Origin of the sequence: Pseudomonas mandelii (assembly GCF_900106065.1) — a bacterium.
Classification (GTDB): Bacteria; Pseudomonadota; Gammaproteobacteria; order Pseudomonadales; family Pseudomonadaceae; genus Aquipseudomonas; species Aquipseudomonas mandelii.
In genome coordinates, this window is the sequence record NZ_LT629796.1 from 2,278,125 (window position 1) to 2,292,345 (window position 14,221).

The 14,221-nt window shown below is 55.2% G+C and carries 12 protein-coding genes; 8 read left to right on the forward strand and 4 right to left on the reverse strand.

Translation table 11 applies throughout. The features are described 5' to 3' along the window. Positions 1-56: 56 nt before the first annotated feature. The 4 genes from BLU63_RS10300 to BLU63_RS10315 all read right to left on the reverse strand — a co-directional run bounded on the left by BLU63_RS10300 (position 57) and on the right by BLU63_RS10315 (position 3,816). Positions 57-2,414, reverse strand: a complete 2,358-nt coding sequence (locus BLU63_RS10300; protein WP_024078229.1) for a heavy metal translocating P-type ATPase — start codon at positions 2,412-2,414, stop codon at positions 57-59. 2 nt (positions 2,415-2,416) lie between these two features. Beyond that, positions 2,417-2,668, reverse strand: coding sequence for a DUF2933 domain-containing protein (locus BLU63_RS10305; RefSeq protein WP_019821297.1), 252 nt, complete (start codon positions 2,666-2,668; stop codon positions 2,417-2,419). A gap of 93 nt (positions 2,669-2,761) precedes the next feature. Then, a complete protein-coding gene (locus BLU63_RS10310) occupies positions 2,762-3,298 on the reverse strand; it encodes a cupredoxin domain-containing protein (protein ID WP_024078228.1) in 537 nt (178 codons plus the stop codon). 164 nt (positions 3,299-3,462) lie between these two features. Then, entirely contained in the window at positions 3,463-3,816 is a 354-nt protein-coding gene (locus BLU63_RS10315; RefSeq protein WP_024078227.1) for a co-regulatory protein PtrA N-terminal domain-containing protein, read from the reverse strand. Between the two features lie 205 nt (positions 3,817-4,021). On the opposite strand from BLU63_RS10315, the gene BLU63_RS10320 reads away from it, so the two are divergent. The 8 genes from BLU63_RS10320 to BLU63_RS10355 all read left to right on the forward strand — a co-directional run bounded on the left by BLU63_RS10320 (position 4,022) and on the right by BLU63_RS10355 (position 14,183). Further along, on the forward strand, positions 4,022-4,711 hold the full coding sequence (locus tag BLU63_RS10320) for a heavy metal response regulator transcription factor (protein WP_024078225.1): 690 nt from the start codon (positions 4,022-4,024) through the stop codon (positions 4,709-4,711). Then, positions 4,708-6,096: a heavy metal sensor histidine kinase gene (locus BLU63_RS10325; protein WP_024078224.1), complete on the forward strand. Its 1,389-nt coding sequence runs from the start codon at positions 4,708-4,710 to the stop codon at positions 6,094-6,096. The genes BLU63_RS10320 and BLU63_RS10325 overlap by 4 nt, the downstream gene beginning before the upstream one ends. 368 nt (positions 6,097-6,464) lie before the next feature. Next, the gene (gene copC / locus BLU63_RS10330; RefSeq protein WP_019821291.1) at positions 6,465-6,848 is read left to right on the forward strand and encodes a copper homeostasis periplasmic binding protein CopC; all 384 of its coding nucleotides are present in this window, start codon (positions 6,465-6,467) and stop codon (positions 6,846-6,848) included. Between the two features lie 3 nt (positions 6,849-6,851). Further along, complete coding sequence (gene copD / locus BLU63_RS10335) at positions 6,852-7,790, forward strand: copper homeostasis membrane protein CopD (RefSeq protein ID WP_019821289.1); 939 nt, start codon at positions 6,852-6,854, stop codon at positions 7,788-7,790. Between the two features lie 74 nt (positions 7,791-7,864). Then, positions 7,865-8,206: a hypothetical protein gene (locus BLU63_RS33295; RefSeq protein ID WP_019821287.1), complete on the forward strand. Its 342-nt coding sequence runs from the start codon at positions 7,865-7,867 to the stop codon at positions 8,204-8,206. A gap of 99 nt (positions 8,207-8,305) precedes the next feature. Beyond that, positions 8,306-9,562 (forward strand): TolC family protein, encoded by a 1,257-nt coding sequence (locus BLU63_RS10345; protein ID WP_019821285.1) that lies wholly within the window; start codon positions 8,306-8,308, stop codon positions 9,560-9,562. Then, positions 9,559-11,043, forward strand: coding sequence for an efflux RND transporter periplasmic adaptor subunit (locus tag BLU63_RS10350; RefSeq protein ID WP_019821283.1), 1,485 nt, complete (start codon positions 9,559-9,561; stop codon positions 11,041-11,043). Before BLU63_RS10345 ends, BLU63_RS10350 begins: the two co-directional genes overlap by 4 nt. Next, the gene (locus BLU63_RS10355; RefSeq protein WP_019821281.1) at positions 11,040-14,183 is read left to right on the forward strand and encodes an efflux RND transporter permease subunit; all 3,144 of its coding nucleotides are present in this window, start codon (positions 11,040-11,042) and stop codon (positions 14,181-14,183) included. The genes BLU63_RS10350 and BLU63_RS10355 overlap by 4 nt, the downstream gene beginning before the upstream one ends. Positions 14,184-14,221: the final 38 nt, after the last annotated feature.

Consider the following 14,221-nt stretch of genomic DNA (forward strand, 5'->3'; position numbering starts at 1 on the left):
TGGTCAGGTCGTATGCAAACGCATGGTCAATTGCGCTGCAATTTCGCAATTGAAGCTCAGTCAATTCGGGTATTCCTCAGTCTCAATGCATTGAAAACTACAGATGCAGAACTGACGCTCATGGCTATGGCAGCGATCATTGGCGACAGGAGGTGTCCCGTCAGTGGATAGAGCAAGCCTGCGGCAAGGGGAATACCCATCGAGTTGTAAAGAAAGGCGAAACCCAAGTTTTGCCGCATGTTTTTTACTGTTGCGACCGAAAGTGCCCTTGCTCGTAAAATCCCCATCAGGTCGCCTTTTACCAGCGTGAGTTGCGCACTATTCATCGCAACGTCAGTCCCTGTCCCCATGGCAATGCCCACATCTGCTCGCGCCAGGGCCGGTGCATCGTTGATACCGTCACCAGCCATGGCGACCTTCCGGCCGTATTGCTGGAGGTCTGCGACCAGACGCTCTTTGTCCTGAGGTTTCACTTCACCGTGGACTTCTTCAATCCCCATCTCCCTGGCGACAGCCCGAGCGGTGGTGAGCCCGTCGCCAGTAGCCATGATGATTTTGATGTCATCAGCCTTGAGCTTGGTGACTGCTTCTTTGGAGGTCGGCTTAATTGGATCTGATACTGCCAGTAACCCTGCCAATACCCCGTCGATTGCGAGGTAGATGATACTGATGCCGTCAAGACGCAACAACTCTGCACGCACTTGTAGGGGCTTGGTGTTCACGCCTGCGGCTTCCATCAACGCGGTGTTCCCCAGCTGGATCTTCTTGCCATCGACGATGCCACTGACCCCGATACCTGAACCAGACTCAAAGGATTCTGGCTTGGTGAGCTTAATGTTCTCGGTTCGGGCGTGATCGACGATTGCATGAGCCAAGGGATGTTCGCTGCCCTGATCAAGGCTGGCAGCCAGCTGAAGAACATCGTGGGGATTGAAACTTGGTGTGGCCTCCACGCTGTGAAACACTGGCCGACCCTCTGTCAGGGTGCCTGTCTTATCGACAATCAGCGTGTCGATCTTGCAAAGGTTTTCGATGGCACTGGCATCCCTGAACAGCACACCCATGCTGGCTGCTTTACCTGTCGAAACCATGATCGACATGGGCGTAGCAAGACCCAACGCACAGGGACAAGCGATGATCAGCACGGCGACAGCGTTGATCAGACCAAACACCCAACTGGGCTCAGGGCCAAAAAGCCCCCAGCCGACAAATGTCAGTATCGCAATCGCGATAACACCCATCACAAAGTAGCCAGCAATAGAGTCGGCCATTCGTTGCATTGGTGCTTTGGAGCGCTGAGCCCGAGCGACCATCTGTACGATTTGTGACAGCATGGTCTCGGCGCCGACCTTCTGCGCCTCCATTACCAAGCTGCCATGTGTATTCAGCGTGGCACCGATCAGGCTATCTCCAGCTCTCTTCATTACCGGCACTGGCTCGCCAGTGAGCATGGACTCATCCACCGCACTTTCACCTTCCAGTACTGAGCCATCAACTGGCACCTTTTCACCAGGCCTGACCCGCAGATGGTCTCCAAGGTGGACATGTGTGTGAGGAATGTCTTCTTCCTGTCCATCGGCATTGATCCGGCGTGCGGTCTTGGGCGATAGACCGAGAAGGGACTTAATGGCGGCGGAGGTTTGCGATCGGGCTTTGAGCTCAAGAATCTGCCCAAGCAAGGTGAGCGAGATGATGACCGCGGCGGCTTCGAAGTAGACGCCGATACGTCCATCTTGCATGAAGGTGGCGGGAAAGCTTTGGGGTAAGAGCGTTGCCATGACGCTGTAAAGGTAGGCTGCGGCGGTACCCAAACCAATCAGAGTCCACATGTTTGGACTGCGATTTCTAATAGAGGCTATGCCCCTTACAAAAAAGGGCCAACCTGCCCATAAGGTCACCGGTGTCGCCAGAGCTAGCTCGATCCAGTTTTGGATCGAGCCATGGAGGAGTTGTAACGAGTGTCCCGCCATGGCGAGCACTGTCACTATCACGGTTAATGGCAGCGACCACCAAAAGCGGCGGGCGAAATCCCGGAGTTCAGGATTTTCTTCTTCATCGAGCGTGGGCATGACCGGCTCTAATGTCATGCCACATTTAGGGCAGTTGCCGGGTCCGGGCTGGCGTATTTCCGGGTGCATCGGACAGGTAAACTCAGTGCCTGTTTGTACCGCAGACTCTGAAGAGGTGACGCGGGATTCGGCGCTCGAAACATTACCGCTGTAGCGTTCAGGATCAGCTCGAAACTTCTCCTGGCATTTCAGGCTACAAAATTGATATGTCTGTCCCTGATAAGACTCACCAAACTTACTTGATGAAGTGACTGCCATTCCGCACACCGGGTCACGTAGATCATCGTCATTGAGCGGAGCAGCATGGGCGTGACTGTGGTCGTGGTGGCTCGATATGGTAGGCATGGCTATTCCCCTTTTTCGTCCTTGTGGGTTGCTGCCTGATCGCCATGGCTATGTCCGCCATGTCCATGTCCAAAAAAGTGCATCAATGGACAGATCAACAGAATCAGATAAGGCCAAAATGGATAAACGTGGCTGAAATGCTCCCGCAAAACGTAAAAGGCACCAATCGCAATGAGCATGATTAGTACAACGCCTGTTTTGCGCCTCCAAAATGGTGCGGTGGTGTTTCCATCCGGATGCTGATGGTTATTCATGATCTAAACCCCACTGTGTGAGCATTGCTGTGATCTCTGCGACAGAGCGTAGCCAACTCTTGCGTCGAAGCGGTGTTAGCAGCCAGCTCTGGCTTATTTCAGGTCAAACTGACCGACCATCCCTGACTGATAATGCCCCGGCACGTTGCAGCCAAACTGAAGCCCAGTGCTGTTGTTGAAGGTCCAGATCAGCTCTTTGGTTGCGCCAGGCTCAATCAGGACGCTGTTCGGGTCGTTGTGCTCCATTCCGACCATCTTCATTCCACCCATGCTGTGGCCCATACCGCTCATCGTTTTCCCGGTACCTGTGGGGTTAAGCGTTCCGTTCTGGAACATGCTTGCCATTTCTTTTTGGTGTGCTGCGTGAGCAGCAGCTTTGCCGATGTTGAACTCGTGCAGCAGCGAACCCTCATTGCGAAGGACAAATCGAATAGTTTCACCAGGCTTTACGTCGATGCTTTCAGGTTTGAAGAAAATATCGCCCATCTCGACCTCCACCGTACGGGTAACCTCAGAGGCGACTCCAGGCTGGCCGATGTCCTCTTTCCCATGCCCTGCGCTGGCCATAGCCGTAGCACCGAAGAGTAGAGTGATTGCTGCGATGACAGGGGTAACGAGCTTAGCTTTCATGGTGACCTCGAGAGTAAGTGGGAAACACTGGCTATGCTAATGATGCGGAGCTGCCAGTTAACTGACCTGAACACTACATTTCTGTCAGTTTTCGAAATAAATACGGCGTCCAGATGACGCCGCATTTAACAGGACTGTTCAAAAAGCTCTTTTCAGGGAGTTGCTTACTGATGGTTCTCTGACAGCATCAGCTTGTGCTCGCGTTGCATTTGACTCAAAACGTCGTCGACAATTTTGTCGTGCTTTTCCATCCAGGCCAGGTGCTGCTGGGGTGACATTGAGGCGTCTGGATGATCTTTATGGAGTTGGCTCATGATGTCGCCGAGCATTTTCATATGCTCGGCCATGTGGACATGACGCTGTCCTTCAGGGGCTTTTTCAGCTTGGATCAGTACGGCTTCAGCCCTGTCGCGCAGGCCTTCCATACGCTCTATCACCCGGTCTCCGCCACTTTCAGCCCATACAGAAGCTGAGACGAGTATCGAGCTCACAAAAAACAGCATTTTCAGGCGATTCATGGGGCAACTCCTTATGGAATTGTTTTCCGGCTCCCTAACGTTTCATGCTGAAGAGTCGGTCGAGCACCAGGAAGTACTCATGCTTGAACCCTAGACAGCGCTCGCTGACATCTACCTGAAGCCAATATTACTTTTCTGTCAGTTGCTGGTTGGCTGGCGTGTTTCGTTGCAGACTGCGCTTCATCATTATCCGAGAGCCACCCTCATGAGACTTCTGGTTGCTGAAGACGAACCCAAAATAGGTATCTATTTGCAGCAAGGACTCACGGAGGCGGGGTTCAATGTGGATCGCTTTACCAATGGCAAGGTGGCGCTACAGCACGCTTTGAGCGAGGCCTATGACCTGCTGATTCTAGACGTCATGATGCCTGGGCTGGATGGCTGGGAAGTACTTCAGAAGGTTCGTGCATCCGGAAAAGATGTTCCCGTGCTCTTCCTCACGGCGCGAGATCGCGTTGAAGATCGAGTGAAAGGACTTGAACTCGGTGCAGATGATTACCTGATCAAACCCTTCGCATTTTCTGAACTGTTGGCTCGCGTCAGAACGTTGCTGCGTCGGGGTAACGGCGCTCCCTCGCAAACCTATATGAAACTGGCTGATCTGGAGGTGGACCTGCTCAAGCGTCGGGCCATTCGTGGAGGTAAACGCATAGACCTTACGGCCAAAGAGTTTGCGTTGCTTGAGCTGTTGCTACGACGTCGAGGGGAGGTGCTGCCAAAGTCACTTATCGCCTCCCAGGTTTGGGATATGAACTTCGACAGCGATACCAACGTTATCGAGGTTGCAGTGAGAAGGTTGAGGGCCAAGATAGATGACGACTTTGAGGTCAAGTTGATTCATACCTCTAGGGGGATGGGTTACATGCTCGACGCGCCTGATTCGGAGTCGGAATGAACCGAATGTCCCTGACGACCCGTATGAGTCTGATGTTCATGCTCGCGGTAACGGCCGTGCTTACGGTCGCCGGACTCAGTTTCAATAACCTCAGTCGGCATCACTTTAAGATGCTGGATCAGCAGGCATTGAACGAAAAGCTCCACTCGACCCAGAGAATTTTGTCCGGGTTGAACAGCATCGATCAACTCAGCGAATTTAAGCCTGAGCTGGAGGCGCTGCTGGGGGCTCACCGTGATTTGACTGCCCTAATAATCGATGGTGACGGCAAGCTGCTGTTTGCTGATCCCGGTCCGGTAGATATTCCGAAGGAGTTCCGCACAACCACAAACAACAACGTCTGGGAGTGGCGGGAGCAAGGGCAGATGTTCCGTGGAGTGACGGCACAAGCCGTTGTGACGGGGCAAGACAAGCCGTTGACAGTCATTTTGATCTTTGACGTTACTCAGCATATGTCCTTTTTCGAGACGCTTGAACGATGGTTTTGGATAGGGTTGGTGATCAGCGCATTGGTCAGTGCTGCACTCGGCTGGATGGTAGCAAGCAGTGGCATGCGGCCCATTCGCCAGGTCACGCGGGTCGCTGCCTCAATGTCAGCAAAATCACTCAAAGAGCGCATCCCCTTAGCACCCGTTCCCAAAGAGCTTCAGCAAATGGTGCTGTCGTTTAACGCAATGTTGTCCAGGCTCGACGATGCATTTGTCCGGTTATCGAACTTTTCCGCAGACATTGCCCACGAACTACGGACCCCCGTGAGCAACTTGATGACCCACACCGAAGTGGTGCTTTCAAGAAAAAGGAATATTGAGGACTACGAAGACAACCTGTACTCAAATCTTGATGACTTGAAGCGTATGAGTCGGATGATTGATGACATGCTTTTTCTGGCGAAATCTGACAACGGTCTGATCACACACGAGAACAAACCAATAGACCTCGTGGAAGTAGTGGAAAAATTGCTTGAGTACTACCGCCTTTTGGCTGATGAGCGAGGGATTCAACTCAAGGTTTCAGGAAGGGGCAGCGTCCGAGGCGATGTCCTTATGCTCCACAGAGCCATTTCTAACCTGCTCTCTAACGCGCTTCGCTACACCTCTGAAGGGAAGACGATCAGTGTCGAAATCCTCCAGAAGGAGATGTCGGTATTGGTCGTCGTGGAGAACCACGGAGAACCCATTGCCCCCGAACATCTTGAAAAGCTTTTCGATCGTTTTTATCGCGTGGACCCAGCGCGGCGAGAAGGGAGTCCAAGCAACGCAGGGCTAGGTCTGTCGATTACCCGATCAATTATTGAGGCGCATGATGGCAAAATCTGGTGTACGTCATGTGACGGGAAAACGGCCTTTCATCTAGAGTTTCCTAGTGTTGACTTGGAGGTCAGCTGAACAACGGCGTATTTGTGATCAACGGCGATCTCTCAGCCTGCGCCCAGCGTCCACTTTCGTTATTTTTGAATGAGTGAAAACCCTAGTATCTGGGGCACGCGGTCTCGTCTTTAAGTCTCGCTACGCCCGCCAATTCGAGGCCAAACACCGCGTCAAGCTGACTGAAATGTAATCGAACAGTTTGCGTTCGTGTGGCATCGTGTTCTTGCACTGTGACGTTGGGGCCTAGTGAGTTTCTCGTGTTCAACCTGACCTAGAACACGGAGGCTACTAGCTAATCATCAGTGGTTTTAACAAGAATCGAAAAGTAAAAATTAGATATTCCAAACAAACCTCGAATCAACAGCTCTTGCTGTGAGGAGTCTTGCATGTCATTCCTTAAAACTACGACCGTAGCTGTTGCACTTACCGCTGGTTTGCTTCTGAGTGCAGTTGCTCAAGCACATCCAAAGCTCCTTTCTTCCACTCCGGCAGAAGGCTCGAATGCGGCGGCCCCTTCGAAAATTGAACTGCACTTTTCTGAGAATCTCACCACTCAGTTTTCCGGTGCAAAACTAATCATGACCGATATGCCTGGCATGCCGAACTCCCCAATGGGTGTTAAGGCCGCCGTCGCTGGTGGCGGTGATCCGAAAACGATGGTGATTACACCGGCAGCACCTTTGACCACCGGTACCTACAAAGTCGAATGGCGTGCTGTCTCCTCGGACACTCACCCGATCACCGGCAACTTCTCATTTAAAGTGAAATGATTTATGAGCGACTCAATAAATATTGTGGTTCGCTTTGCTCTTTATTTCGACCTGATGCTGTTATTCGGATTGGCAATTTTCGGCTTGTACAGCCTCAGGGGAAAGGAAAGAGTATCGGGCACGGTCTTGAATTTTGAGTCGCTTCTTTACGGTACTTCCGTTGCAGGTGTAGCTCTGTCCCTTGCCGCGATGTTGTTGCTTGCGAAAGCAATGAGCGGTGTGTCGGAGCTTATGGAGCTACATCGTCATATTTTTGAAATGGTCCTTATGGGGACTGACGTCGGGTTGACCTGGATGGTCCGAATAGCTGCCTTGGTGATGGCAATTATTGGCGTCGCGTTGAACAAGCGATTTCCAACACCCAGTCTCTGGATCGTCACTGTATGCGGAGCGATTGCGTTGGCGACGTTGGCATGGACAGGGCACGGCGCCATGGATGAGGGCAGTCGACGCTACTGGCATTTCATCACCGACATTTTCCACCTATTAGCCGCAGGTGGCTGGTTGGGCGCTCTATTGGCATTCGCTCTACTGCTGCGGTTGAAATCGCTAAAGGGCGAACAAGAAGCTCAAATTCTTGCACGGGTACTGACTGGTTTTGAGTCGGCCGGCGGAGTGATTGTTGCGATCATAAGCGTTACGGGCGTAGTAAATTACCTGTTTATCGTTGGCCCACACCTCGATGAAGTGATGCTCAGTACTTATGGCCAGCTGCTGTTTTTGAAAATATTGCTCTTTGCTGGGATGATCGTTTTAGCCACGCTGAACCGCTTTCACCTAAGTCCGGTATTGGAGCGGTCAGTTCGAAATGGAGAATACTCTGCCGCAGTCAATGCCTTGCGCCGCAGCATGACACTCGAGTTTTTAATGGCAGTCGTCATAATTTGTCTTGTCGCATGGTTAGGCACTTTAAGTCCGGAAATGGAAATGAGCGCGGAATAGAGGTTGGTGACAGCCGACTAAGGAGTCTAGAAGGTGAATTGTAAGGGCCATTTCCACCGGCTACACTCCAGCCCATGAAACGCTACCTACGGTTTTGCCTGATTTTCCTGATTAGCCTGGCGCTCCCCCTCAGCGGGATGGCGGGTGTTCAGGCGCCGACTGAGCCCTGCCCCATGAAAACCATGGGCATGGCGATGATGGACGGCATGGGTCAAGACTGCTGCCATGACATGAAAAGTCCCACCGAGCACGGCAAACCCTGTAAGCCAGGCCAGGAGTGCAAGACTGGTGGCATGCTGCAAGTCTCCATCATCAAGCCTCCTATCACCTTATCCAGCCCCCTCGTACTGTCCTTCTCCCTAGATTCCCATCCAGTACAAACCCCGTCAGGGGTATGGCGACCGCCCCGCACTTGATTCCTGTACCACACTCAGCCTCATTCCGCGTTAGCGGGATGGCATATCTGCGTGCATGTCTGATGAAGCGCGCAGTGGATCATCACAGGAATCGTGAACATGAACTCCAAGTGCTATTGCACAGGGTGGTCCCTCGTGGCCGGCCTGGCGGCAAGCGTACTGGCATTGCCGAGTCTCGCTGCCGCATTGACACTCGATGAAGCTTTGCAGCTGGCTGAAAACAATGCGCCGTCGCTGACTGCACAAGACGCGAAAATTCAGGCTGCCAGTAGTGCGGCCATCCCCGCTGGTGAACTACCCGATCCCAAGTTGCTGCTAGGCGTACAGAACTACCCCATTGGCGGTCCGGATCGCTGGAGCATCGATCAGGACTTCATGACTATGCAAATGGTCGGAGTCAGTCAGGAGATGCCCAACAGTGCCAAGCGCAAAGCCCGCATCGAGGTCGCTGATGCAGCCATTAACCGCGCCGCAGCTGAGCGCCGGGTCGAACGTCTAAAGGTTCGTCAGGCCACGGCGCTGGCCTGGATCAACAGCTTCTCCGTTGAGCGTAAAGACGCGCTGTTCCAGGATTTCTACAAAGAAAACCGTCTGCTGGCCGATACCGTCCGTGCACAAATTGCCGGCGGCCGCGCTCAACCTGCTGATGCAGTAACGCCCAAACAGGAAGCGGCACAACTGGAAGAGCAGCAGGACGATCTGATTCGCCAGAGAGCGCAGGCCCGAGCGGCTCTGAAGCGCTGGATTGGCCCGGCCGCCAACGACAAACCTGTGGGCAGCTTGCCTGAATGGCCTGTCGAAGCCTCTGGCTACTCTCATAAGCTGCAACATCACCCAGAATTGGCAGCGTTTGAGCCTATGACCCGCGAAGCGCAAGCCAAGGTCCGTGAAGCCGAGGCGGAAAAACAGTCGGATTGGAGCTGGGAAGTCGACTATCAGCATCGTGGTCGACAGTTCGGCGACATGGTCAGCGTGCAACTTTCCTGGGATCTACCACTGTTTCCTGATTCTCGGCAAAACCCCAAGATTGCGGCCAAACACGCTGAACTCAACCAGCTTGAGGCTGAGCGCGAAGCGCTGTCACGCGAGCATACCCAGCAACTGGAGGACGAGCTGGCCGACTATGAACGCCTGAATCGTGCCGTGCATCGAACCCAGGACAGCCTATTGCCCTTGGCCAAGGAAAAGGTCGAGCTCAGCATGGCCAGCTATCGGTCCGGCAAAGGCGATTTGAGCTCCGTTGTCGCCGCCCGCCGCGAGCTCATCGAAGCCCGTCTCAAGCAGATTGATGTGGAAGAGCAGCGAGCGCTGACCAGCGCGCGCCTGTATTTCGCCTACGGGGAGTCCAGCCAATGAACCTTAGAAAGTGGAACGGGGCATTGCTGGTAGGCCTCTCGCTGGTATTGGGTGTTGCCGGTGGTTACTGGTTCGCTCAGCAGGGCATGAGCGAAGTACCTGGTGCAGCCCCAGAGCAGAGCCTCCCCTCTCTGGACGAACGCAAAGTACTGTATTGGTACGACCCTATGTCCCCGCAGCAAAAGTTCGATAAGCCGGGTAAGTCGCCCTTCATGGACATGCAGTTGGTCCCTCAGTACGCCGACATCAAAGGGGACAGCGCATCCGTTCGCATTGATCCAAGCCTGACTCAGAATCTCGGTGTGCGACTGGCTACCGTCAGTCGAGGTGTGTTTGCTTCGAGTCTGGAGGTTGTCGGTGTGTTGGCTTTCAACGAGCGGGACGTCGCCGTCATTCAAGCCCGTACGGCGGGTTTCGTCGAGCGCGTGTATGCCCATGCTCCTGGCGACGTGATCAAAGCCAATGCCGCCATGGCGGATATCCTTGTACCTGAGTGGGCTGCGGCTCAGGAGGAGTTTCTCGCACTCAAGCGCAGTGGCGATGCGGGCTTGCTGGCAGCGGCTCGCCAGCGCTTGCGGCTCACCGGGATGCCGGCGGCATCAATTGCTCAAGTAGAGCGCAGTGGCAAAGTCCAACCAAACCTGACCCTCACCAGCCCTATTAGTGGTGTGCTGCAAGAGCTCAATGTGCGCGAGGGTATGACGGTGGCCGCCGGCGAGACACTGGCACGCGTTAATGGTTTGAGTAGCGTCTGGCTGGCCCTGGCCGTTCCGGAGACTGAATCTGGATCGATCCTCATGGGGCAAGCGGCAGAGGCGCGTTTGCCCGCGTTCCCTGGGGTTGTGCTCAAGGGCGTCGTCAGCGCGATTCTTCCGGAAACCAATCCGGATAGCCGCACCCTTCGCGTCCGCGTCGAGTTACCTAACCCAGAAGGCCGTCTCAGGCCGGGTATGACCGCACGAGTGAGCCTCAATCGTTCAACGGAGCAAAGTGTGTTGTGGGTGCCGAGCGAGGCCGTCATTCGCACCGGTCGACGTGCCCTGGTGATGCTCGCTGAAGACGCTGGCCGCTATCGTCCTGTTGAAGTGTTGATCGGGCAGGAAAACGATGGCAAGACGGCGATCTTGAAAGGTCTGGAAGAGGGCCAGAAGGTGGTTACCTCTGGCCAGTTCCTGCTCGACTCGGAGGCCAGTCTCAAGGGTATCGTTGCAAACTCAGAGGAACAGTCACCACCCAGCGCAGCAGCCTCCAGTTTTCATGAGGCGGATGGGCAGATCGTTGAGATCAACGACAAAGAAGTCACACTCGCCCATGGCCCCTTCAAAACGCTGGGCATGCCTGGCATGACGATGACGTTCCCGCTCGCCAATCCGGCGCTGATGCAGGGCCTCAAAACGGGCGACAAGGTCCGGATTGCAGTGAGTCAAACCGACGATGGCTTGCGTGTTGAGCGTCTAGGGAAATCAGGGGGCCAGCTATGATTGCTGCCCTGATTCGTTGGTCAGTGGCCAACCGATTCCTGGTGCTACTGGCGACACTGTTCGTCACGGCTTGGGGCATTTGGTCGGTGCAGAGCACGCCCATCGATGCGCTGCCGGATCTCTCCGATGTTCAGGTGATCATCCGCACCCCGTATCCGGGACAGGCACCGCAGATCGTCGAGAACCAGGTGACCTATCCGTTGGCCACCACCATGCTTTCGGTGCCTGGCGCCAAGACCGTGCGCGGCTACTCCTTCTTTGGTGACAGCTTTGTCTATGTGCTGTTCGAAGACGGTACTGACTTGTATTGGGCCCGCTCGCGGGTGTTGGAGTACCTGAGCCAAATACAAAGTCGCTTGCCGGCCAGCGCCAAACCGGCGTTGGGGCCGGATGCGACAGGAGTGGGCTGGATTTTCCAGTACGCGCTGGTAGATCGCAATGGCGGACACGATCTGGCGCAACTTCGTGCACTTCAGGACTGGTTCCTCAAGTTCGAACTCAAGACTCTGCCCAACGTTGCCGAGGTGGCCACCGTGGGTGGCATGGTCAAGCAGTACCAGGTGCAGCTTGATCCGCTCAAACTGGCCAGCTTCGGTATCACGCAGGCCGAGGTGGCCGACGCGATCGGCAAGGCCAATCAGGAAACCGGTGGTGCCGTCCTGGAGATGGCAGAGACCGAGTTCATTGTGCGGGCTTCCGGCTACTTGAAAACGCTCAATGATTTTCGGGCGATCCCACTCAAGCTGGGATCGGGCGGTGTGCCGGTGACCCTTGGCGATGTCGCCACCATTCAGTTGGGACCGGAAATGCGGCGTGGCATTACTGAACTCGACGGTGAAGGCGAGACCGTCGGTGGCGTGGTGATTTTGCGCAGCGGCAAGAATGCTCGGGAGACCATTGCGGCGGTCAAAGCCAAACTCGACGAACTGAAAAGCAGCTTGCCGGCGGGGGTGGAAATCGTCACCACCTACGACCGCAGCAAACTAATCGACCGCGCGGTGGAAAATCTCAGCCACAAACTGCTCGAAGAGTTCATCGTCGTCGCGTTGGTGTGTGGCATCTTCCTCTGGCACCTGCGTTCATCTCTGGTGGCAATCATCTCCCTGCCGGTGGGGGTGCTGATCGCCTTCATCGTGATGCGCTATCAAGGGATCAACGCCAACATCATGTCCCTAGGCGGAATTGCCATCGCCATCGGTGCCATGGTCGACGCTGCCGTGGTGATGATTGAAAACGCGCACAAGAAGGTTGAGGCCTGGCACGTGGCCAATCCGGGGGAGGAACTGAAGGGTGAACGTCATTGGCACGTGATGACCGAAGCGGCGGCTGAAGTTGGACCAGCACTGTTCTTCTGTTTGTTGATCATTACCCTATCGTTCATTCCGGTGTTCACCCTGCAAGCGCAAGAGGGGCGGCTATTCGGCCCGCTGGCTTTCACCAAGACCTACGCCATGGCCGCAGCGGCGGGATTGTCAGTGACCTTGGTGCCGGTGTTGATGGGCTACTGGATTCGGGGACGAATTCCCAGTGAACAACAGAACCCGTTGAACCGGTGGCTGATCCGGATCTACCAGCCGGCTCTGGATGCAGTCTTACGACGACCGAAGATCACGCTGCTGGTCGCGTTGCTGGTTTTTATCAGCGCACTATGGCCAATGTCGCGCTTGGGTGGCGAGTTTCTTCCGCCTTTGGACGAGGGCGACCTGCTCTATATGCCTTCGGCTCTGCCGGGATTGTCGGCGCAGAAAGCGGCGCAACTGCTGCAACAGACCGACCGCCTGATCAAGACCGTGCCGGAGGTCGAACATGTCTTTGGTAAAGCCGGTCGTGCTGAAACTGCCACCGACCCGGCGCCGTTGGAGATGTTCGAAACCACCATCCAGTTCAAGCCACAGGAGCAATGGCGCCCAGGTATGACTCAGGAAAAACTGGTGGAAGAGCTGGATCGAGTGGTGCGAGTTCCTGGGCTGACCAATATCTGGATACCACCGATACGCAACCGAATCGACATGCTGGCCACGGGGATCAAGAGTCCTATTGGGGTGAAAGTTGCCGGCACCAACCTGACCGAGATTGATGCCGCTACCCAGGCGGTCGAGCGGGTGGCCAAGGATGTGCCCGGCGTCAGTTCTGCGCTGGCCGAGCGACTGACGGGTGGTCGCTATATCGATGTGGATATCGACCGCAAAGCCGCCGCCCGCTACGGGCTGAATATCGACGATGTGCAGTCCATCGTGGCCGGCGCTATCGGCGGTGAAAATGTCGGCGAGACCATTGAAGGGCTCGCACGCTTCCCGATCAACGTGCGTTATCCACGGGAGTGGCGTGACTCGCTCGGTGCCTTGGAGCAATTGCCGATCTACACCCCGCTAGGGAGCCAGATCACCCTCGGCACGGTGGCGAAGGTCAAGGTCAGCGACGGCCCGCCGATGCTCAAGAGCGAGAATGCACGGCCCTCTGGTTGGGTATACATCGACGTGCGTGGCCGGGACATTGCCTCGGTAGTCGCCGATCTACGCCGGGTCGTCAGCGAGCAGGTCAAGTTGCAGCCCGGCATGAGCCTGAGTTACTCAGGACAGTTCGAATTTCTCGAAAGGGCCAACGCACGACTCAAACTGGTGGTGCCTGCCACGCTGTTGATCATCTTCGTGCTGCTTTACCTGACATTTGCACGCTTTGACGAGGCCCTGCTGATTATGGCCACTTTGCCATTCGCACTGTCTGGCGGGGCATGGTTTCTCTATCTGTTGGGATTCAACCTGTCGGTTGCCACCGGGGTCGGCTTCATCGCCCTGGCCGGCGTTTCTGCCGAATTTGGCGTGATCATGCTGCTCTACCTGAAAAATGCCTGGGCCGAGCGTGAAGACGTCGGCGACCGCACTGAGCGCGGTCTGGTTGCGGCGATTCGTGAAGGCGCTGTGCAGCGCGTTCGACCCAAGGCCATGACCGTTGCGGTGGTTATCGCTGGTTTGTTACCAATACTTTTGGGAAGCGGTACCGGCAGCGAGGTGATGAGCCGCATTGCCGCCCCGATGATTGGAGGTATGGTTACGGCGCCCTTGCTATCGCTGTTTGTGATCCCGGCGGCCTATCACCTCATGCGTCGTCGACACTTGTCCGTTGAGCCTGGCAAGCACTGACGCGTAAAAATGCATACAAAAGGGGCTGCGCTTGCAGC

Coding starts and splice junctions, on each gene's coding strand:
- BLU63_RS10325 (WP_024078224.1), top strand. CDS start 4,708: ATGAACCGAATGTCCCTGACGACCCGTATGAGTCTGATGTTCATGCTC.
- BLU63_RS10320 (WP_024078225.1), top strand. CDS start 4,022: ATGAGACTTCTGGTTGCTGAAGACGAACCCAAAATAGGTATCTATTTG.
- BLU63_RS10315 (WP_024078227.1), bottom strand. CDS start 3,816: ATGAATCGCCTGAAAATGCTGTTTTTTGTGAGCTCGATACTCGTCTCA.
- copC (WP_019821291.1), top strand. CDS start 6,465: ATGTCATTCCTTAAAACTACGACCGTAGCTGTTGCACTTACCGCTGGT.
- BLU63_RS33295 (WP_019821287.1), top strand. CDS start 7,865: ATGAAACGCTACCTACGGTTTTGCCTGATTTTCCTGATTAGCCTGGCG.
- BLU63_RS10345 (WP_019821285.1), top strand. CDS start 8,306: ATGAACTCCAAGTGCTATTGCACAGGGTGGTCCCTCGTGGCCGGCCTG.
- BLU63_RS10355 (WP_019821281.1), top strand. CDS start 11,040: ATGATTGCTGCCCTGATTCGTTGGTCAGTGGCCAACCGATTCCTGGTG.
- copD (WP_019821289.1), top strand. CDS start 6,852: ATGAGCGACTCAATAAATATTGTGGTTCGCTTTGCTCTTTATTTCGAC.
- BLU63_RS10305 (WP_019821297.1), bottom strand. CDS start 2,668: ATGAATAACCATCAGCATCCGGATGGAAACACCACCGCACCATTTTGG.
- BLU63_RS10300 (WP_024078229.1), bottom strand. CDS start 2,414: ATGCCTACCATATCGAGCCACCACGACCACAGTCACGCCCATGCTGCT.
- BLU63_RS10350 (WP_019821283.1), top strand. CDS start 9,559: ATGAACCTTAGAAAGTGGAACGGGGCATTGCTGGTAGGCCTCTCGCTG.
- BLU63_RS10310 (WP_024078228.1), bottom strand. CDS start 3,298: ATGAAAGCTAAGCTCGTTACCCCTGTCATCGCAGCAATCACTCTACTC.